The 19,198-nt window shown below is 57.6% G+C and carries 13 protein-coding genes; 11 read left to right on the top strand and 2 right to left on the bottom strand.

Features of this window, described 5'->3' with window-relative positions; genetic code table 11:
• The first annotated feature begins 2 nt into the window (after window positions 1-2).
• From HH215_RS16685 to HH215_RS16645, 9 genes are all read left to right on the top strand, one after another.
• Complete coding sequence (locus HH215_RS16685) at window positions 3-869, top strand: carbohydrate ABC transporter permease (protein WP_169280937.1); 867 nt, start codon at window positions 3-5, stop codon at window positions 867-869.
• Between the two features lie 19 nt (window positions 870-888).
• Window positions 889-2,952 carry a YIP1 family protein gene (locus HH215_RS16680; RefSeq protein ID WP_169280936.1) on the top strand — a complete coding sequence of 688 codons (2,064 nt, stop codon included), beginning with the start codon at window positions 889-891 and terminating at the stop codon, window positions 2,950-2,952.
• A gap of 1 nt (window position 2,953) precedes the next feature.
• Window positions 2,954-5,128 carry a DUF5696 domain-containing protein gene (locus HH215_RS16675; RefSeq protein ID WP_254450582.1) on the top strand — a complete coding sequence of 725 codons (2,175 nt, stop codon included), beginning with the start codon at window positions 2,954-2,956 and terminating at the stop codon, window positions 5,126-5,128.
• Entirely contained in the window at window positions 5,125-6,024 is a 900-nt protein-coding gene (locus tag HH215_RS16670; protein ID WP_169280934.1) for a carbohydrate ABC transporter permease, read from the top strand. The genes HH215_RS16675 and HH215_RS16670 overlap by 4 nt, the downstream gene beginning before the upstream one ends.
• A complete protein-coding gene (locus HH215_RS16665) occupies window positions 6,021-6,998 on the top strand; it encodes a carbohydrate ABC transporter permease (protein ID WP_169280933.1) in 978 nt (325 codons plus the stop codon). Before HH215_RS16670 ends, HH215_RS16665 begins: the two co-directional genes overlap by 4 nt.
• 121 nt (window positions 6,999-7,119) lie before the next feature.
• A complete protein-coding gene (locus tag HH215_RS16660; protein WP_169280932.1) occupies window positions 7,120-8,508 on the top strand; it encodes an ABC transporter substrate-binding protein in 1,389 nt (462 codons plus the stop codon).
• Between the two features lie 91 nt (window positions 8,509-8,599).
• Window positions 8,600-9,844, top strand: coding sequence for an alpha-L-fucosidase (locus tag HH215_RS16655; RefSeq protein WP_169280931.1), 1,245 nt, complete (start codon window positions 8,600-8,602; stop codon window positions 9,842-9,844).
• Between the two features lie 72 nt (window positions 9,845-9,916).
• A complete protein-coding gene (locus HH215_RS16650) occupies window positions 9,917-14,446 on the top strand; it encodes a LamG-like jellyroll fold domain-containing protein (protein ID WP_169280930.1) in 4,530 nt (1,509 codons plus the stop codon).
• Complete coding sequence (locus HH215_RS16645; protein ID WP_169280929.1) at window positions 14,443-15,822, top strand: alpha-L-fucosidase; 1,380 nt, start codon at window positions 14,443-14,445, stop codon at window positions 15,820-15,822. Before HH215_RS16650 ends, HH215_RS16645 begins: the two co-directional genes overlap by 4 nt.
• Before the next feature lie 102 nt (window positions 15,823-15,924).
• Here the strand turns inward: HH215_RS16645 and HH215_RS16640 are convergent, their stop codons facing one another.
• Complete coding sequence (locus tag HH215_RS16640; protein WP_169280928.1) at window positions 15,925-16,263, bottom strand: hypothetical protein; 339 nt, start codon at window positions 16,261-16,263, stop codon at window positions 15,925-15,927.
• Window positions 16,264-16,480: 217 nt separating this feature from the next.
• Here HH215_RS16640 and HH215_RS16635 point away from each other — a divergent pair, with 217 nt between their 5' ends.
• Window positions 16,481-17,671: a glycine C-acetyltransferase gene (locus tag HH215_RS16635; RefSeq protein WP_169280927.1), complete on the top strand. Its 1,191-nt coding sequence runs from the start codon at window positions 16,481-16,483 to the stop codon at window positions 17,669-17,671.
• A 22-nt stretch (window positions 17,672-17,693) separates the two neighbouring features.
• Complete coding sequence (locus HH215_RS16630; protein WP_169280926.1) at window positions 17,694-18,638, top strand: NAD-dependent epimerase/dehydratase family protein; 945 nt, start codon at window positions 17,694-17,696, stop codon at window positions 18,636-18,638.
• Here the strand turns inward: HH215_RS16630 and HH215_RS16625 are convergent.
• On the bottom strand, window positions 18,622-19,173 hold the full coding sequence (locus HH215_RS16625; protein ID WP_169280925.1) for a helix-turn-helix domain-containing protein: 552 nt from the start codon (window positions 19,171-19,173) through the stop codon (window positions 18,622-18,624). The genes HH215_RS16630 and HH215_RS16625 overlap by 17 nt on opposite strands.
• Window positions 19,174-19,198: the final 25 nt, after the last annotated feature.

Genomic DNA, 19,198 nt, shown 5'->3' with positions numbered 1-19,198 from the left:
AGATGGGAACGATCGCGAAGCAACTGCGAAAGATGACGCCGTTCGAAACGCTGCTGCTGATGGGCTTGCTGCTGCTGGCCGCCTTCATGTCGCTGCCGATCGTCTTCATCGCGAACCATGCTTTCAAGCCTTTTCACGAGCTGTTCTTGTTCCCGCCGACGTTCCTCGCGAAGGAGCCGACGCTGACGAATTTTTACGACCTGTTCCTGCGTCCGGGGGCGACGATCGTGCCGTTCTCGCGCTATCTGTACAACAGCGTGCTCGTGTCCGCGCTGGCGATGGCCGCCGTCATCCTGTCCAGTTGCATGGCCGCGTACGTGCTGTCCAAGCTGAAGTTCGGACCGAAGCGGATCGTGATGGGCGCGATCATGCTGGCGCTCATGTACGCGGCCGAGACCGTGGCGATCCCCCGCTATCTGATCATCGGTTGGCTGAACTTGAACAATACTTATTTCGGTCACGTTCTGCCGGTCGTCGCCTCTCCGGTCGCGGTGTTCCTGATCAAGCAGTTCATCGACCAAATTCCGAACGAACTGCTGGAGGCGGCCAAAATCGACGGAGCGTCGGAATTCCGGGTATTCGCCCGCATCATCGTTCCGTTGGCGATGCCCGCCATCGCCACGATCTCGATCATCACGTTCCAGGGCGTGTGGGGCGATACGTCCGCATCGACGCTGTTCATGCAGGACGAGACGATGAAGACGCTGCCGTACTATATGATGACGCTTACGAGCGGCGCGGCGAATACGGTTGCGGGCCAGGGAATGGCGGCGGCCGCCGGGTTGCTGCTGTTTCTGCCGAATCTGATCATCTTCCTGCTGGCGCAAAGAAGGATCATGGAGACGATGGTCCATTCGGGCGTGAAGTAGAACGAAACGAGGCGAATGTATGATGATGCGAACGATGGCGAGATCCGTCCCGGTGCTGCTGGCCGTCCTTCTTTTGTTCCCGATGCAAGCTTCCGCTTGGCAGCCCTACGATACGTTCTACGTCTCCCACGGAACCGGGGGAGCAAGCACGAGAACGTATGGGATGCAGGACGTATACACCGTCGGAATGACGATCGTCGGGAAAGGCGAGCAGGCGATGAAGCAGCCGAGCGACTTGTTCGTCGCGGCGGACGACCGGCTGTTCGTCGCGGACAAAGGCAACGACCGGGTGATCGAATACGACAGCGGGGGAAAGTGGACGAGAAGCATCGGCGATGCCGAAGGAGACGGCGCGCTGAAGGCACCGGAAGGGGTATTCGTTCGGTCGGACGGCACGATCTACGTCGCCGATACGGGTCATCAGCGCATTGCCGTGTTCGACCCGGACGGGACCTTTCTTCGGGCGTTCGGGAAGCCGGCGGAAGGGCTGATGCCGCCGTCCTACTTTTTCATGCCGACGAAGGTGAGCGTGGACGCTAGAGGCGTCATGTATATCGTCTCCAAAGGCTCCTACCAGGGGCTCGTGCGAATGGACGGGAAGGGCGAATTCACCGGCTTCTTCGGCGGCAACCGAACGGCGGGGACGTGGCTGGATCGGCTGAAAAGGACCGTGTTTACGAAGGAGCAACTGGCGAAGGAGGAGATCAAGCGTCCTCCCGAGCTGACCAACGCGACGATAGACGGAAGCGGGTACGTGTACGCGACGACGACCGGAGTGACCGCGGGGGCGGTGAAGAAGCTGACGGCCGGCGGCGTGAACCGGTTTACGAGCCTGAAGACGGCCAAATTCGCCGAATCCGACCAGATCGCGGATGTCGCGACGGACGGGCGGGATTTCTTCTACGTCCTCGACAGGAAGGAGAACAAATGGGACGCGATGATCTCCATCTACAGTCCCGGAGGAACCCAGTTGTTCGCGTTCGGCCGCATTCGCAAGGAGCCGCAGCAGCGGGGCGTGCTTTCCTATCCGGTCGGGATCGGCATCGATACCCGGTATCGCTTGTGGGTGCTCGATTCCGATCAGGGGCTGTTGCAGGCCTTCGACCGAACCGAATTCGGCGATGCGGTGCTGACGGCCGCGGCCGATTACTACGTCGGCGATTACGAGAAAAGCGAACGGAACTGGAACAAGGTGATATCGTACAACGAGATCATCGGCCTGGCCTATTCGGGATTGGGAGAAATCGCGGCCAAGCAGGGGCGGCCGAAGGACGCGATGGAGAATTTCCGTATCTCCTACGACAACGAAAGGTATTCCGATGCCTATTGGACTTATCGGCTGGAGTGGATCCAGAACGATCTTGGCTACATGGCGGGCGCCATCGCGTTTGCCTGGGCGCTCTATAGGTTCGTCCTTCGGCGATTGGCGGGAAGGGCGCGCAAAGTCGTTCCGGCTTCCGTCGGCCGCATCGGCAGGGAACTGCGGGATGCTTGGCGCACGATGTTTCATCCGTTCGACGGCTTTTACCGAATCAAAGGGCGGAAGCTGTCGGCCGTCACCCTGCTGCTGATCGTCCTGCTGCTCGTCGGGGTGAAGATCGCTTCCTTGTACTGGACCGGATTTATATTCCATCCGTACAACCTGGACACAATCAAGCCGGCGTCGGAAATCGCCCGTTTCCTGGCTCCGCTCGCCGCATGGGTCGTCGCCAACTATCTGGTCAGCACGGTCAAGGACGGGGAAGGGAAGTTCCGGGACGTGCTGCAGTCGAGCTTATTCGCGCTGATGCCCTATATCGCCCTCATGCCGCTGTCGATCGCGCTATCGCGCCTTCTGGTGCTGGAAGAAGGCATTCTCGTTTCATCGCTGGCGTCGCTGACGTGGCTGTGGAGCGGTGCCCTGCTTCTCGTCAGCTCTCAGGTCGTCCATAATTTCGAATTCGTGGAAAATTTGAAGAACAGCGCCATCACGGTCGTGGCGATCTGCATTCTGTTCCTGTTCGTCGCGGTTACGACCGGCCTGACTTACAACGTGTCGGACTTTATCTATCAACTGTACAAGGAGGCGACAGTCTTTGGCTAACGTGACCAGACGCAAGAGACTGTGGCTTGCCGCGGCGATCTGCGCGGCCGCGGTCTGCGCGGGACTAGCGGTTCGCGGCCTGCTGACGCCTCCCTCGGCGGAATCGTTCGATACCGCCGCTTACGCGCCAGCGGCGATCGCCATGCCGCAAGGCGCTGCCTGGCAGCCGTCGGACCTCGACGCGCAGGGCTTTGCGGTGGCGGCGCGTACGCAGCGATACGAGCTGCTCGTGCAGCCTGCCACGGGCCAGGTCATCGTCAAGAATGCAAGCAGCGGCGAACGGTGGCGGAGCAATCCCGATCCGGCCGCGCTGGAGAACGAAACGGTCGGCGGCGCCTTGCGAAAGAACCTGGAATCGCCGTTCATTCTGGAATATTACGAGCAATCCAAGGTGCAGCGCCTGGTGACGAACGTCCTGGAGCCAAGCGTAACGCCGACCTTCACCGCCATGGACGACGGCGTGGCCGTGCGGTTCGACATCGGAAAGCTGGATATTGCGTTCAGCATGCTGTATCAGTTGACGGCGGACGGCTTCCGCGTGTCGATCCCCGCCGCGGGCATCGAGGAGAACGGCAAGTTCCGCATCCTGTCGATCGATCCGCTGCCGTTCTTCGGAGCGGCCGACGATGCCGTGCCCGGCTACATTTTCGTGCCGGACGGCCCCGGCGGACTTATCCGTTTTCCCCGGGAACGGGAGATCGTCGGGGACGGCTACGATCAATACGTCTACGGGCCGGAAATGACGAACAAGACGTTCGGACCGGTTACCGCGTCGATGCCGGTATTCGGATTGAAACGCGGGGACCGCGCTTTTGTCGCCGTCATTGCCGCGGGAGAGAAGGCCTCAGCCGTGCGCGGGCTGCCTTCGGGTCTGGTCAGCACGCTGAATTCCGTCAATGCCCGTTTTCTGTACCGCGAAGAATACAACCGGCGGCTCAATCTGAGCGGCCGATCGCTCCGGGTGTTCCAGGAGGAACCCCTGCGGGAGGACCGGGCCATTCTGTACGCGTTTCTGGAGGGGGAGGAAGCCGATTACGCCGGCATGGCCAAGCGCTATCGGCAGCATCTGCTCGACGCCGGGCAGCTCGGTCCGCCGATGGATCCGCAGACGGACGTCCCGCTGCATCTGACTCTCGTCGGAGGCGATACGATTCCCTACGGCAGCCGCCGTTACGAGACGGCGACGACTTTCGGCCAGGCGGAAGAAATGCTGGAGCAGCTCAAGGAGGCGGGTCTGAACAATGTCCGGGTTACCTTGCTGAATTGGCAGCGCGAAGGCAGTCTGGCGCCGACGTTAAAGTTGGAAGCAGAGAAGAAACTGGGCGGAGAAGCGGGATTGAAGACGCTTATCGATACGGCGCACGATCTTGGATACCGGCTATATTTGGCGGCCGATCTCGTGCAGGGCGATTCGCAGGCGCTTAAGCTGTCGCCCAAGACGAATGGCATTCGTTCGGCGGAGGGCGACGTTCTGTTCGCGGACGAATACTTCTTCCTCAATCCGAACGTCACCTACGATCTGGCCCGGGATTTGATCCGCGACGCAGGCAAGCTCGGCGCGGACGGTATTCTTTACGATTGGCTCGGCGACGCGTTATTCCGGGACTACAACCCGAACCGTCGCTATACGAGAAACGATACCGCCGTCGTGTTCGATCGGATTCTGAAGCAGACGAGGCTCGAATTGGGCGGAGCCGGCGCTTATCTGGGCAACGCTTACGCGCTTCGTTCGCTGACGGACATTCAGCGGCTGACGTCCGAATCCCATAAATACTATGCGATCGACGAAACCGTCCCTTTTTATCCCATGGTCCTTCACGGCAGCATCGCTTATTCGATGACCGACGGGAACCTGCGCGACAATAACGAGGAAGAATTTCTGAAAGCGATCGAATACGGGGCGGTTCCCGCCTTCACCTTAACGGCGGAGAGCAGCCGAACGCTAATGGACACGAAAACGTGGGGATTGTTCGCAAGCCGATTCTCGCAGTGGAAGGAAAAGCTTGTCCGGGAATACGAGGAGTTTAACCGCTTGGCCGATATCTCCGACCAGCCGATGATCGGGCACGCCAAGCGCGCGGAAGGCATCTTCGCCACGAAGTATGCGAACGGGATTACGGTCGTCGTCGATTATAACGCCAAATCTTTCCGCGTGGAGAAAGGAGGAGCAGGATGAATCCGGCCCGCTTGCGCCGACAGGCCAAAATTCGGTACCGATGGAGAAGTCGAGGGCAGGCTTATCTGTTCATGCTGCCTTGGATGATCGGGTTCTGCGTCTTCATGGCGTTTCCGATCGGCTGGTCGTTGTACTTGGCTTTCCAGAAAGTGAATCTGACCGGGTCCGGTTCTTTCGCTTATCGCTTCGTCGGCCTGCAGAATTTCAAGGACGCGCTGCTCAAGGACAACGAGTACCCGATCCAGCTCCTGACCTTCTTCCAGCAAATGATCCTGATGCTCCCGATCATCATCGTCTTCTCGCTGCTCGTCTCGCTGATGCTGAATCAGAAATTCAAAGGGAGGTTCGTCTACCGGGCGATTTTTTTCCTGCCGGTCGTCTTCTCGACGGGTCAGGTGCTTACGGAGCTGTTCCAGCAGGGCGCAGGCAATGTGCCTTTCCTGACGCAGTACGGCGTTGACGGTTATATCAAGGATAATTTCAGTCCGTCTACGGCGGCAATGATGACGCAGCTGCTGGGCATGATGATTCTCATTCTGTGGTCCTCCGGCGTGCAGATCCTGATCTTCATCGCCGGATTCCAGACGATTCCCAAGGCCATCTACGAAGCGGTCCGGATCGACGGGGCCTCTCCGTGGGCGAGCTTCTGGAAAATCACGCTCCCCGGCATCAAGCCGTTCATCGGTTTGAACCTGCTGTATACGATGGTGGATTTATTTACTTTCCCGTTCAATCCGGTCATGGAGCAGATCAGACGCAACATGTTTAACGTCTCGACGGGGTATGGCTACGCCAGCGCGCTCGCCTGGTTCTATTTTCTGCTTATCGTCGTTATGATCGCGCTGATTCTGTGGTTTCTGAACCGCACGGGCCGGAACAAGGAGGAGTGGGCATGAAGACGGCGATGATCGTGAAGCAATATTCGCAAAGAGCGCGCCTCGCGCTCGTAAACCGGAAAGCCCAGAAGGTCAAATTGCTGCTTCTCGGTCAGCACATGAACGATGGGCTCGTCGCCAAGCTGATCTTGATTTTCCTGCTATCGATCGTTGCGTACCTGTACCTTCAGCCTCTCTTCTATATGATCTCGACGATGCTGAAATCGCTGGCGGACTTGCTCGACCCGACGGTGCAATGGATTCCGAGGAAGGTCGACTGGGGGAATCTGGACAATGCGTACGCGGGTCTCCATTACGCCAGCTCTCTCGTCCATACGCTGACGCTGGCGGTCGTTCCGTCGCTCATCTCGATTCTCGTCTGCTCGTTGACGGGATACGCGCTCGCGAGACTTCAGTTCCCGGGGAAAACCGTTTTTTTCGCGCTCATTTTCATGACGTTTCTGATTCCTCCCCAGATTATCATCATTCCGCTGTACGTTATTTACAGCAAATTGGGGTGGCTGGATACGCCGCTTGTGTTCATCGTGCCGGCTCTGTTCGGTCAGGGGCTCAAGAGCGCGTTGTTCATCCTTATCTTTCGGCAATTTTTCCTCTCGCTGCCCAAGGCGTTGGAGGAAGCGGCCATGCTCGACGGCGCGAGTCTGTTTCGGCTGTTCTTCCGGATCATCTTGCCTTTGTCGGTTCCCGCTTGCCTGGTCGTCTTTCTGTTCTCGTTCGTCTGGCACTGGAACGAAGGTTACTTGTCGTCCATGTTTTTATCGCATGATTTTATGCCGCTGTCCCTGCGGTTGTCCAATCTGGAGACGGAAATCTTCGGCCAAGCGCCGACGATGGAGATGCTTGCCGTTAATCCGGTAACCGAAGGGACGAAAATGGCCGGCGCTTTCCTGATCGTGTTTCCTCCGCTGCTTGTCTATATGATCGCGCAGAGATGGTTCGTCGAAGGCGTGGAACGCACCGGAATCGTAGATTAAGAGGCGAGATTACGTTCGGGAGGGATGCCATTGCCGTTAACGCAAACGTAATCCGAAGTCGCAAGAGATGAAGTTAGGGGTTAGTTGTACGCAATGCCAATACCAATCGGGAGATGAGAAGATGTTAAAAAAACGCAAGCACGTCATGGCCTTCGTATGGATTCTGCTGGTCGCGATGGTCGCAAGCGGCTGCTCGGGCGGCAACGGTAAAGCGAGTCCGTCGCCGTCGGCGAGCCAGCCGTCCGCAACGGCCTCGGACAGTCCGTCGCCGTCGCCGGAACAGCCGGAGGAGTCGGAGGAGCCGGTTACGATCCGACTGCTCGTCTGGGGTCCGGAGCTGTGGACCAAGACGATTCCGGAGAAATTCAAAGAGAAGTATCCGAACCTCACGTTGCAGGTCGAGAAAATCGACGGAGGCGACAACGCCTCCGTACTCGAGAAGCTGACCGCTCTGAGCGCTGCGGGCACGCCGGCCGATCTGACCTGGGTGCCCGGCATCCCGGGCTTTATGAAGGACGATCTGCTGCTCGATCTCACGCCTTACATGGATAGCGATCCGGTGCTGTCCGCGGCGCAGCTGTCCGACCCGGTCAAAGACGCGCTCTCTTGGAAAGGAAACCTGGTAGCCTTGCCCCGCGCGGTCGACGCGCACGTCCTTTTCGTCAACAAAGACTTGCTTGCCAAGCACGGCATGGATATGCCGACGAAGGATTGGACATGGGACGATTTCCGCGAAATGGCCAAAAAAGCGACGGATGCGAAAGCCGGAGAGTTCGGACTCGCTTCCGGGCCGTTCAACTTTATGACAACGCCGCAGGTGTACGCGGTATCCAACGGACTTGCGCCGAATTTGAATTTCATGAACGCCGATTGGACCCAGAGCCTGATTACCGATCCGAAAGTTCTGCAGGCCGTTCAATGGTACGGCGATCTGGGCTGGGTCGACGGCTCCCGTCCGAGCGAAGCGCAATCGGGGGAGGCCGGTCTCGACGCCAACGGCTGGGGAAGCTGGCTGTCCGGCAAAATCGCCTTCGACGTCATGGGGACGTGGGAAGGCAATGCCCGCAAGCAGGGCGCGCAGTTCGAATGGGACGTCGTGCCGTTCCCGAACGGCTCGAACGGTTCGGTCGGCTACAACTCGATATCGCCGATCGGCATCCTGAAGGGCTCGAAGCATGCGAACGAAGCGGCCAGATTTCTCTCCTGGCTCCTATCCGAGGACGGTCAACGGGTACTCATGTCCGACGGCAATATTCCGCTCACGTCGGATTCGAAGCTGTGGGACGAAGTCGCGCAGACCGGAAGCTGGGAAGGCAAGAACATCCGGGAAGCGGTCCAAGCCGACGGCTGGATGCGGACGGTCGTCGGCGAAGAGAAATATATTCCGTGGTGGGGGGAGGAAACGGGAGCTCTATTCAAGAACGGAGGAGACGTAAGCGTCTTCCAGAAGTGGGGAGAAGAGTTCAATAAAGCGGCGCCCGCGCTCCGTCAGGAGATGGGCTTGGAGTAGGTACGGCGGCAGCCGCCGGATAAACGGGTGAAGCACGGGACGGATCGTTTGCCGTCCCGTCTCCCGAACGGGATTGGGAAGGGGATGAATCATGAAGGCAACGGGGGCAAGACCGACGGTTCAGCAGCTTCGATGGCAGGACTACGAGCTAGGCATGTTCTGCCATTTCGGACTGAATACGTTTTGCGACAGGGAATGGGGGGACGGGACCGACGATCCCGCGCTGTTCGATCCGAAGGCGTTCGACCCGAGACAATGGGTGAACACGGCGCAGGCGGCAGGGTTCCGTTACTTGATTCTGACCGCCAAACATCATGACGGCTTCTGTCTGTGGCCGACGCAGACGACCGATTATTCGGTGCGGTCCAGTCCGTGGCGGGACGGCAAAGGGGACGTCGTGCGGGAGGTGGCAGACGCTTGCGCCGAGGCTGGCTTGCCCTTCGGCCTGTACTTGTCGCCTTGGGACCGTCATGAGCCGCGTTATGCCGATAAGGAGGCTTACGACGATTTCTATTGCCGTCAGTTGACCGAGCTGCTTACCGGTTACGGCCCGCTCGTCGAGGTATGGTTCGACGGCGCCGGATCCGAAGGGCGGGAATACGATTGGCGGCGGATTATGAATGTAGTGGAGAGGCATCAGCCGGATGCCATGATCTTTAACCTCGGGCGTCCGACGATCCGATGGGTCGGCAACGAGGACGGCGTGGCGCCATATCCATGCTGGAATACGGCGGAGACGGCCAAAGCAAGCCTGTTTACCAAAGACATGCTCACCTGGCTGCCGGATACGTCGGCTTGGGTGCCGGCGGAATGCGACGTGCCGATCCGCAAGCTGCAATGGTTCTGGCATCCCGGCGCGGAGGAGCGCTTGTTGTCGCTAGAACGGCTGCTCGATATTTATTATCGTTCCGTCGGCCACGGCGCGAATCTGCTGCTGAATATTGCCCCGGACGATCGCGGATTGCTGCCCGACGCGGACGTGAACCGCGTCGCGGAGTTCGGCGAGGAACTCCGGCGCAGGTTCGACTGCCCGCTCGGGGAGACGGCGGGATCCGGTTATGAACTGACCGTGGAATGGCCGCTCCCGCAGACGTTCGACCATGCGGTCGTTCAGGAGCGGATCGAGGAAGGCGAACGCGTGCGGGCCTACCTGATCGAGGCCAGAGTGGACGGACGATGGCGGACGGTAGCCGAGGGCTCCGCGATCGGGCATAAAAAAATCGATCGGTTCGATCCGGTAACCGCCGACGGCATGCGGCTGACCATCCGGCAAGCCGACGCGGAGCCGCTCATCCGCCGAATGGCGTGCTACCTCGCGGGCGAAGTCCGCGTATAAGGCTTTGTCGAGCTCTCGGCCGTTGGCGGGAAGAGGAGGCCCCGGCCGTGCGAGTCCAATAAGGAGAGGGGTATGAACATGTATCGTTCGGTAACGCCCATGTCCGCTTTATTATCCTTTGTGATGTGTCTTTCATTGCTCTTCGGAGCGACGTCGAGACCGGTGCCCGCCGTCGCGTCCTATTCGAATCCGGCCCAGGCTTTCGCGTTCGACGAAGGGCAGGGCAGCGGCGCCGCGAACAGCGTAAGCGGCGTCCCCCACGCCATCTCGGGCACGCCGGCCTGGGTTCCGGGCAAGGTCGGCCAGGCGCTCGACTTCGACGGACAGACGACGTCCGTCGTGATGGACGCTTTCGACAAGACGGCTTTCACGATGACGGCTTGGATCAAGCCCCGGTCGTACGCGTACAACCATTTTATCGTAGGCCAAGGCGTATCCAGCACGCAGCAAAATATGTTCAACTGGTGGGTCAACGACGGAAAGCTGTTTTTTCTGCCGAGCGACTCTGCGGGCAACGGATTCGGGCTATGGCCGTTCTCCACGGCCGAAGATTCCGTTCCGCTTGACGAATGGACGCATGTGGCCGTGTCGCGCAACGGCAACGTATTCAAGCTATACGTGAACGGAGCTCCGGCGGCGAGCAAGAGCGCCTCGGGCGCGATCGATCTGTCCGGCAATCCCAATCCGCTTCGGATCGGCGCCCAGAATACGTCCGCAGGGGAGCCGATGGGCGTGTTCGACGGAGCGATCGACGAATTAACGATATACTCGGAAGCGCTTACAGACATGCAGATCGCGGCCATCGCAACGGAAGGAGGCGGGACATTGACGGAGACGACCTATTACGTAGATTCGGCCGCCGGAAACGATATCAACGCCGGAACCCTCGAAGACGCTCCCTGGCGTACGCTGGACAAGGTGAACGCCACGACGTTCCAGCCCGGCGATCGAATATTGCTGAAGGCGGGGTCGTCGTGGACCGGGCAGCTCTGGCCCAAGGGCTCCGGCACGGAGGCCAAGCCGATCGTCGTCGACCAGTACGGCCAAGGGGCCAAACCCGCTATTCACGGCGCGGGTCTGTACCAAGAGACGGTGAAGCTGTTCAATCAGCAGTATTGGGAAATCAACAATCTGGAGATCACGAATGTCGGCGAGGCGCGCCAGACGCGCCGGGCGGTATGGATCGAGGCGCAGGACATCGGCACGGCGCGGCACATCCATCTGAAAAATCTGAACATTCACGACGTGAACGGGCAAACGGAGGTTCAGGATCTCGAGTCGGGGGGCATCATCGTCCGGGTGACGGGCAGCGCGACGCCGACCAAGTTCGACGACGTACTCATCGCCGACAACACGTTCACGGACGTCGACAGCACCGGCATCTTCGTGCGCAGCAACTGGCGCAACCGGGACACGCGAACCGACGGGGTCGGGCCTTGGCTCGGGATGACGAACGTCGTCATTCGCGGCAACGATCTGAACCGCACGGGCGGGGACGCGATCGTCGTGTGCGAGGGAGCGGCGCCGCTGATCGAGCATAACGTGGCGGCCCACAGCTATTACGATTCGGTCGGGTACCACGCGGCGATCTGGGCGATCAATTCGGACGACGCGTTGTTCCAGTACAACGAAGCGTACAAGACGCACAACACGCTGGACGGGATGGCCTTCGACATCGACGAGCTGTGCAACAACTGCGTGATGCAGTACAACTACAGCCACGACAACGAAGGCGGATTCATGCTGCTGGTCGGGCAGCGGGGAGAGGGAACCGGGTACGACCGCGGAGGGATCGTGCGGTACAACGTCAGCGAGAACGACGGGACGGCGCTTATCCAAGCGGTCGGTCGGTTGGACGATTACCAGGTGTATAACAACACGTTCTATACGGGCCCGGGATCGAACGCGAGGTTCCTGATGGCGCCGGACGGGAACAACCTGCCGGAGGGGACGCTGAGCTTCCGGAACAACATCGTCTACAATCTGGGGACGAACATGACGTACTATTGCGGGAACGCGACGTGCACGTTCGATTCCAATACGTTCTACGGCAACCACGATCCGAGCGAACCGGCGGACGCGAACAAGCTGACGACGGATCCGGGTCTGGTCGCTCCGGGCTTCGGGGGCATCGGCCGAAAGACGACCGACGGCTACAAGCTGGCGGGGGGTTCGCCGTCGCTTGGCAGCGGTACGTCGATAGCGGGTAACGGAGGCCAGGATTATTGGGGCAACGCCGTGTCCGCATCGGCGACCCCGAATCGCGGCGCTTACAACGGTTCGGGCATGCCGGACGAGAACGTAGGTGGAGGAATTCTCAGCTACGTGATCAACGAGGGCAGGACGGAAACCCGACTCGTTCGGTCGGCTGAACCGACGACGGCCACGGTGAAAGCGAATAAGCCGATCACGGTCTCCGACGCGGAAGGGCTGTCGAAAACCTATTATCCGGGTCAGGGCAACCTGATCTATCTCACGATCTCGCCAGACGCGTTGAAGCTGACCGGTAACGTCAAAGACCTAAAACCGGGCGGAAAATATTCGTTGCTCGGAGGAGACGCGTATCGTAACGACGAGCTGCCGCTCAGGCTTAAAGTCGACAATACGGCCGCTCCGCGCGCCCGTATCGACGCGCAGTTCGTTCTCGGCGACCGAACGGTTCCGGTTCGGGTCGCGCCGGGTCAAACGGTTGAAATCGCCTTATCGGTTCCAGGCTTCGAGACGGCCGGCAACTACCGCGTGATCGGGGAGATCCTCGATGGAGGCAAGCCGGTTGCCCGGCTGACGAAGGACCTTGCCGTGAAGGAGCCGCTATGGATGCAGGCTAGGCATCTAGCGGTCGCGGAGTCGGAGATGTTGCGGGTGACCGTTCGTAATGAATCCGACCGCGCGAGAACGGTAGAGGAGCTCGCGTGGGCGATCGGCGGCGCGGAGGGAACCGAGAGGCCGAATGCCGAGATCGCGGCAGGGGCCGAACTGACGATCGACTTGCCGCTTTCCGGTCTGGAGCCGTCTCAGCGTTATCCGGTTACGCTTGCTCTTCGCGCTGCAGGCGGCTTGACGTTGCAATATGAAGGGAGCATTATCGCCGTCACGTCTTTAGCACGTCAAAGTCTCGTCGTTGATGGAGAACCGGACGACTTGACGCCGATACCGGGCATAGAACTGCCTCGCCAAGGACGAATCGAGATCCCCGGCTACGGAGGCGCACGGGATCTTGGCGGAGACGTTCGGGTCACATGGGATGAGGAGCATCTATATATCGCGGCGGCGATCAGCGATAATCGGTTCTCGCAAAACCAGTCTCAAGGCCAAATCTGGCTCGGGGATTCCATCCAGTTCGCCCTCTCGCCGGGCATGCCCGGGGATAGCGGAGATTGGCATGAATTCGGCATGGCGCTGACGCCCGAGGGGCCGCAGTTGTATCGCTGGACGGGAATCGGCCAACCGGCGGGGCTCGTCGCCAACGCCCCTTTATCGGTCGTCCGGAATGAAGTCCGAAGCGAGACCCGCTACGAGCTTGCGCTTCCTTGGGTGGAGCTGGCTCCGATCGCGCCGACCGACGGCGCGTTTGCGTTCTCGCTGTTGGTCAACGACGATGACGGCGAAGGACGGAGAGGCTGGATCGAATGGGGCGGCGGCATCGGCGGCGGCAAAAACCCCGAGCAGTACTTGCCGGTGCGTCCGAGCGGCCCGATTGAGCGCGAACTGGTCGGCATCGCAATACCGGAGACGCTGGCTTACAGCGCGATTCCGGTCTCATTGACGGCGGTAGCGACTTACGCCGACGGGTTCAAGGCGAGAGCCGCCCATGCGCATTGGTCGACATCCGATCCCGATATCGCAACCGTCGCCGAAGGGGTCGTTACGTTCACGGGTCATACAGGACCGGTATCCATTACCGCTTCCTATTCCGGTTTTGAGGCAACCGTCAGCGCGGTCGTGGAGGAGTTGGGACAATATTATCCGTTCGACGAAGGGCAAGGCACCCGTACGAGAGAAGCGAACGGCGGCTTGAACTACGATATCGAAGGCACGCCGGTCTGGGTGGACGGGAAAGTCGGCAAAGCGCTGCTGTTCTACGGCAATTCGATCCGAATCCCTCCGATCGCCAAGACGGACTTCGCCTTTACGGCCTGGATCAAGCCGGAGTCGGATACGTATAACCATCATATTTTGGGCCAAGGAACGAGCGGTAGCCAGGAAAATATGTTTAACTGGTGGATTTCCAACGGTCGGATGTATTTCCTCGTCAGCGACGCGCAAGGCCAAGGGCACGGGATGTGGCCGTTCAATACGGATGCCGGGTCCATTCCGCCCGGACAATGGACGCATGTCGCCGCGGCCCGGGAAGGAAATGAATTCCGGTTGTACATTAACGGGACTCGCGTTCTCAGCAAGACGGTCGACCCCATCCAGAACCAACTGGACAACCCGAATGCCTTCCGGATCGGAGCGCAGAACGGTCCGGACGGCAATGTTTCTGAGGGCTTCCACGGCGCGATCGACGAACTGAGGCTGTACCCCGAAGCGCTCGGGGACGAACGAATCCGGCAAATCTGGCTGGATACGATAGCAGAGAGCGAAGGAGCGATTCCATGACGGAACGAAAGCAGATCGTGCACGAGGGGGTTCATGGCTACAGCGGCGGCAAGGAATGGATATGGCCGGACGATCCGCTGCTGCTGGAACGGCTCGAGTGGTTTCAGGACCAGAAGCTTGGGCTGATGATGCACTGGGGGCCGTATTCACAGATCGGGGTAGTGGAATCTTGGGCGCTCAGCGACGAAGACGCGGCGTGGTCCAGAAGCGAGATCGAATGGGGCGTTGACGGAGAGGAATTGAAGCGGCACTATTTCGGACTGAACCATTCGTTTAATCCGGTGCGCTTCGAACCTCGAGTATGGGCGGATTTGGCGGCCGAAGGCGGCTTCAAGTATTTCGTTTTTACGACGAAGCACCATGACGGCTTCTGCATGTGGGATACCGACACGACGGACTACCGGATAACGGGGCCGGATTGTCCGTTCCGTTCCCACCGTTACGCCGATGCGTGCAAGCACCTGTTCGACGCTTTCCGGGAGAAAGGAATGGCCATTGCGGCTTATTACTCCAAAGCGGACTGGCATACGCCGGATTATTGGAAGCCGGGGATCGCGGGAGGCAGCCGAAGAGGACCGAATTACGATCCGCAAGAAGATCCCGGCGCATGGGAACGATTTGTGGCTTTCACCCATGCGCAGATCGACGAGCTAATGACCCGTTACGGGCGAATCGATGCGTTATGGCTGGATGCCGGCTGGGTTCGCCGCGAGGAAGGGCAAGACATCCGGCTTGGGGAAGCGGTGGAACGCGCGCGGAAGACTCAGCCGTGGCTTCTGGCGGTCGACCGGACCGTCGGCGGCCTTTACGAGAATTACGTGACCCCCGAACAGACGGTACCCGAAGCTCCGTTATTCGTCCCGTGGGAGAGCTGCATCACGATCGGAGACGCTTTCTCCTATCGCTTCGACGAGCGTTACAAGCCGACGCGCGACATCGTGATGCTGCTGCTTGAAGTCGTGGCGAAGGGCGGTAATCTGGCGCTGAACGTCGCTCCGCAGCCGGACGGAAGGCTGCCGCGCCAGGCGGCGGAACGGATCAGGGAATTGGGCGCATGGCTTGCCGTTCATGCCGAGGGCATCTATCGGACCCGCGTTTGCGAGCCGTATTTCGCGGACGAGTGCGCATTTACGCGGAGGGAGGATCAGGTATACGTCTACCGTCTCTACAGAGACGGGAAGGAACGGGTACCTGAACATATTACGGTGCCGTATCGCGGTCCGGTAAGCCGGGTCGAGTTGATGGGAACGAACGAACCGCTTCCCTTTGATGTCGTGGATCGGGGGCTAACGGTTAGTCTGCCCCCGTCCGAGACCGGACAGGGTAAAATGGCTCCGTATGCGCACGGATTCCGCCTGTTCGTTGAATCTGTTTAATCGGGCTATCGGGACTCCCTCGCGCATAATGAACCGCTCCTTTCATTCGGAAAGGAGCGGTTTTTTCGTCTTATATTCGTACTCCGAATAAGCATGATAAACCTAGCGATTTCTCATAGCATCTACATAATCTTTGGCAGCTTTTAATGAGAGGCCGGTGGCATCCTTTAACTCTTTGACGGCTTCGATTTTCTTGCCGCTCGCCAGCAGATGTTGGAGGCGCTGCTCCAACTCCGGGGCAATTTCCAACGCAAATAGGGGCTTTGCGTTATAGGAAGCAGCTACATCCTGCCGGGGTGATCGATAGGCTTCCGGCCGACCCTCCAAACGTTCGATATCGTATTTCATTTCATTAATGCGCGCTTGCATACTTTTTACCTTAAGAATAAGAAAGATGGATACTACTAAAGCAATAAGCGCCAAAATCTCTGCTCTTTCCATACGGTAACCCCCTCTTTTATTTGATGTATTAACCCGTTAGGCAAATCAACGACCGGTCTTCCTTCATATTCTATTTGAATTCTACTTTGTCATCCATAGCAAAATATGAAATAATAATGTACAATATAAAATACATTCGTATAATATAATATACAACAACAAAGTGTCTTGATGCATAAAATAGTATTCCGGGGTTTACGATCTGAGGAGGATGACCATGTCAAGTTTAGAGCTGGAGCATTTCTTAACGGACAATCTAAACGAACTGAAAAGCAAGGGTTTATACAATACGATCGATCCCCTGCAGGGGGCTAACGATTTTATGATCACGATCGCGGGGAAACGATTGATTAATCTGTCTTCGAATAACTATCTTGGATTGGCGACGGATCCGCGATTGATTCATTCGGCGGTCGAGGCGACCAAAATCTACGGCGTAGGCGCCGGCGCAGTGAGAACCATTAACGGTACGTTGGAACTTCACGAGCAATTAGAGGAAAAGCTGGCCGAATTCAAGAAGACGGAAGCGGCGATCGCCTACCAATCCGGCTTTAACTGCAATATGGCCGCCATATCCGCAGTGATGGACAAGAATGATGCGATATTGTCGGATGAACTGAATCATGCCTCGATCATCGAAGGCTGCAGACTTTCGAAAGCCGCGATTATTCGGTATAACCACTCGGATATGACCGATCTACGAAACAAGGCCATAGCCGCCAAACAATCCGGATTATATAAGAAAATCATGGTCATAACCGACGGGGTATTTTCCATGGATGGAGATATCGCCAAGCTTCCGGAAATCGTTCTTATCGCCGAAGAACTCGATTTGATTACTTATGTGGACGACGCTCATGGTTCGGGCGTTCTAGGCAAAGGAGCGGGCACGGTAAAGCATTTCGGGTTATCGGAGCGAATCGATTTTCAAATCGGTACGCTCTCCAAAGCCATTGGCGTCGTAGGGGGATATGTAGCTGGAAAAAGGAACCTCATCGATTGGCTTAAAGCGAGAAGCAAGCCATTCCTATTCTCGACGGCCCTGCCGCCCGCGGCCTTATCCCCATGTATAACGGCGATCGATATTATTAGGAATACTCCGGAATTAATAGATCGATTGTGGAAGAATGGTCGTTATCTTAAGAAGGGTCTTCAGGAATTAGGCTTTAATACCGGAAATAGCGAAACGCCGATTACGCCCTGCATCATCGGGGATGAGCGGCAAACGCAGCTATTCAGCAAAAGGTTGTACGAGGAAGGCGTGTATGCAAAGGCGGTCGTATTCCCGACAGTGCCTAGAGGGACGGGGAGAATCAGGAACATGCCGACTGCCGGGCACTCCGAAGCTTCTTTGGACCAGGCTTTGAACGCTTACTCGAGGATAGGGGAAGAGTTGAACTTGATTTAGATCACGGGGGAGGGTGCGCGCGATGAAGAAAATAATGGTTACGGGTGCGTTAGGCCAAATCGGATCCGAGCTTGTGGAGAAGCTGCGCGATCTGTACGGTTCGGATAGAGTAATCGCGACGGATATTAAGGCCAGTCCCGAAGGTTCGTCGGGTCCGTATGAAGTTCTGGACGTGACGAACGGATTGCTTATGTATGATATCGCGAACAGATACGAAGCGGATACGATCATTCATCTGGCCGCCTTATTGTCAGCCACCTCGGAAGAAAGGCCATTGCAGGCATGGCAATTGAATATCGGCGGATTGATGAACGCGTTGGAGGTATCCAGATCTCTCGGGTGTCAGCTGTTCACTCCAAGCTCGATTGCCGCTTTCGGTCCGACGACGACGAAGGAGCATACGCCCCAGGATACGATTCAACGGCCTAATTCCCTGTATGGCGTGAGTAAAGTTTCAGGAGAATTGCTGTGCGACTATTATTATCATAAATTCGGCTTGGACACCCGGGGGCTTCGTTTTCCCGGTCTGATTTCTTACGTAACGCCTCCGGGCGGGGGGACAACCGATTATGTCGTCGAGATGTATATCGAATCCGTTGCCAGAGGGGCGTATACAAGTTATCTTTCGCCGGGCACGTTCATGGATATGATGTATATGCCGGATGCGCTGAATGCGATCGTCTCTTTAATGGAAGCGGACGGGTCGAAGCTTAAGCATCGGAATGCGTTTAACGTCTCGGCGATGAGCATCGATCCGGAGATGATCGCCGAAGCGATCAGAAAACATATTCCGGATTTCAAGGTCGATTATAAGCCCGATCCGCTTAGGCAGGCGATCGCCGATAGCTGGCCGGATTCCATTGATAGCGGAGCATCCATAGAAGAATGGGGATTCCAGGTTCATTACGATTTGGATAAAATGACATCGGAGATGCTCGCGCATTTAGCTGTTAAGGGTAATAGATAATCGAATAGAAGCGTACGGCAGACTCCGTAGGATTACGGTAGACATGAGGAAGATCGGCGATAAATCGAAGGGAGTCCGTATTCTCGATCTTATAGTCCGCCCCGTTGATCGTGATTTCCAAGCTTCCTTCGACGAGCATGATGTACTCTTCTACGCCCGCGTTATGCGCTTCGGATTCATGCGTGCAATAGGGGGCCATGTTTACCAGGAAGACTTCGAATTTCTTATAGGGATTAAAAGGAAAGATCGAGAACGACCGGAAAGCCCCGTTTTCTTCGATAAGAGGGTCCAAATCTTTAACAGAGATAATGGATGTCTCCGCCGTTTGTTCTTCGATTAAAGATGTGAAGGATAATCGCAAGCCGTTGGCAATTTTCCAAATAATGGATATGGAAGGGTTGGAATCTCCCCGCTCGATTTGCGCGAGCATCCCTTTGCTTACGCCGGTAAGCTCGGACACCTTGTCCAAGCTAAGACCTCTACTATTGCGAATCGACTTTAAGTTTCTGCCAAGCTTAATTTGGATCTTTTCCATCTTGTATCGACCCTTAACCAATAGA

The organism is Cohnella herbarum, assembly GCF_012849095.1.
Taxonomy (GTDB): Bacteria; Bacillota; Bacilli; order Paenibacillales; family Paenibacillaceae; genus Cohnella; species Cohnella herbarum.
The sequence above is the reverse complement of the archived record's forward strand: the minus strand, read 5'-3'. Positions and strand labels throughout refer to the sequence as shown.

Excerpts from the sequence above, each read along its gene's own strand:
- HH215_RS16685 (WP_169280937.1), top strand. The coding sequence starts at position 3 with ATGGGAACGATCGCGAAGCAACTGCGAAAGATGACGCCGTTCGAAACG.
- HH215_RS16680 (WP_169280936.1), top strand. The coding sequence starts at position 889 with ATGATGATGCGAACGATGGCGAGATCCGTCCCGGTGCTGCTGGCCGTC.
- HH215_RS16670 (WP_169280934.1), top strand. The coding sequence starts at position 5,125 with ATGAATCCGGCCCGCTTGCGCCGACAGGCCAAAATTCGGTACCGATGG.
- HH215_RS16665 (WP_169280933.1), top strand. The coding sequence starts at position 6,021 with ATGAAGACGGCGATGATCGTGAAGCAATATTCGCAAAGAGCGCGCCTC.
- HH215_RS16660 (WP_169280932.1), top strand. The coding sequence starts at position 7,120 with ATGTTAAAAAAACGCAAGCACGTCATGGCCTTCGTATGGATTCTGCTG.
- HH215_RS16655 (WP_169280931.1), top strand. The coding sequence starts at position 8,600 with ATGAAGGCAACGGGGGCAAGACCGACGGTTCAGCAGCTTCGATGGCAG.
- HH215_RS16650 (WP_169280930.1), top strand. The coding sequence starts at position 9,917 with ATGAACATGTATCGTTCGGTAACGCCCATGTCCGCTTTATTATCCTTT.
- HH215_RS16645 (WP_169280929.1), top strand. The coding sequence starts at position 14,443 with ATGACGGAACGAAAGCAGATCGTGCACGAGGGGGTTCATGGCTACAGC.
- HH215_RS16640 (WP_169280928.1), bottom strand. The coding sequence starts at position 16,263 with ATGGAAAGAGCAGAGATTTTGGCGCTTATTGCTTTAGTAGTATCCATC.
- HH215_RS16635 (WP_169280927.1), top strand. The coding sequence starts at position 16,481 with ATGTCAAGTTTAGAGCTGGAGCATTTCTTAACGGACAATCTAAACGAA.
- HH215_RS16630 (WP_169280926.1), top strand. The coding sequence starts at position 17,694 with ATGAAGAAAATAATGGTTACGGGTGCGTTAGGCCAAATCGGATCCGAG.
- HH215_RS16625 (WP_169280925.1), bottom strand. The coding sequence starts at position 19,173 with ATGGAAAAGATCCAAATTAAGCTTGGCAGAAACTTAAAGTCGATTCGC.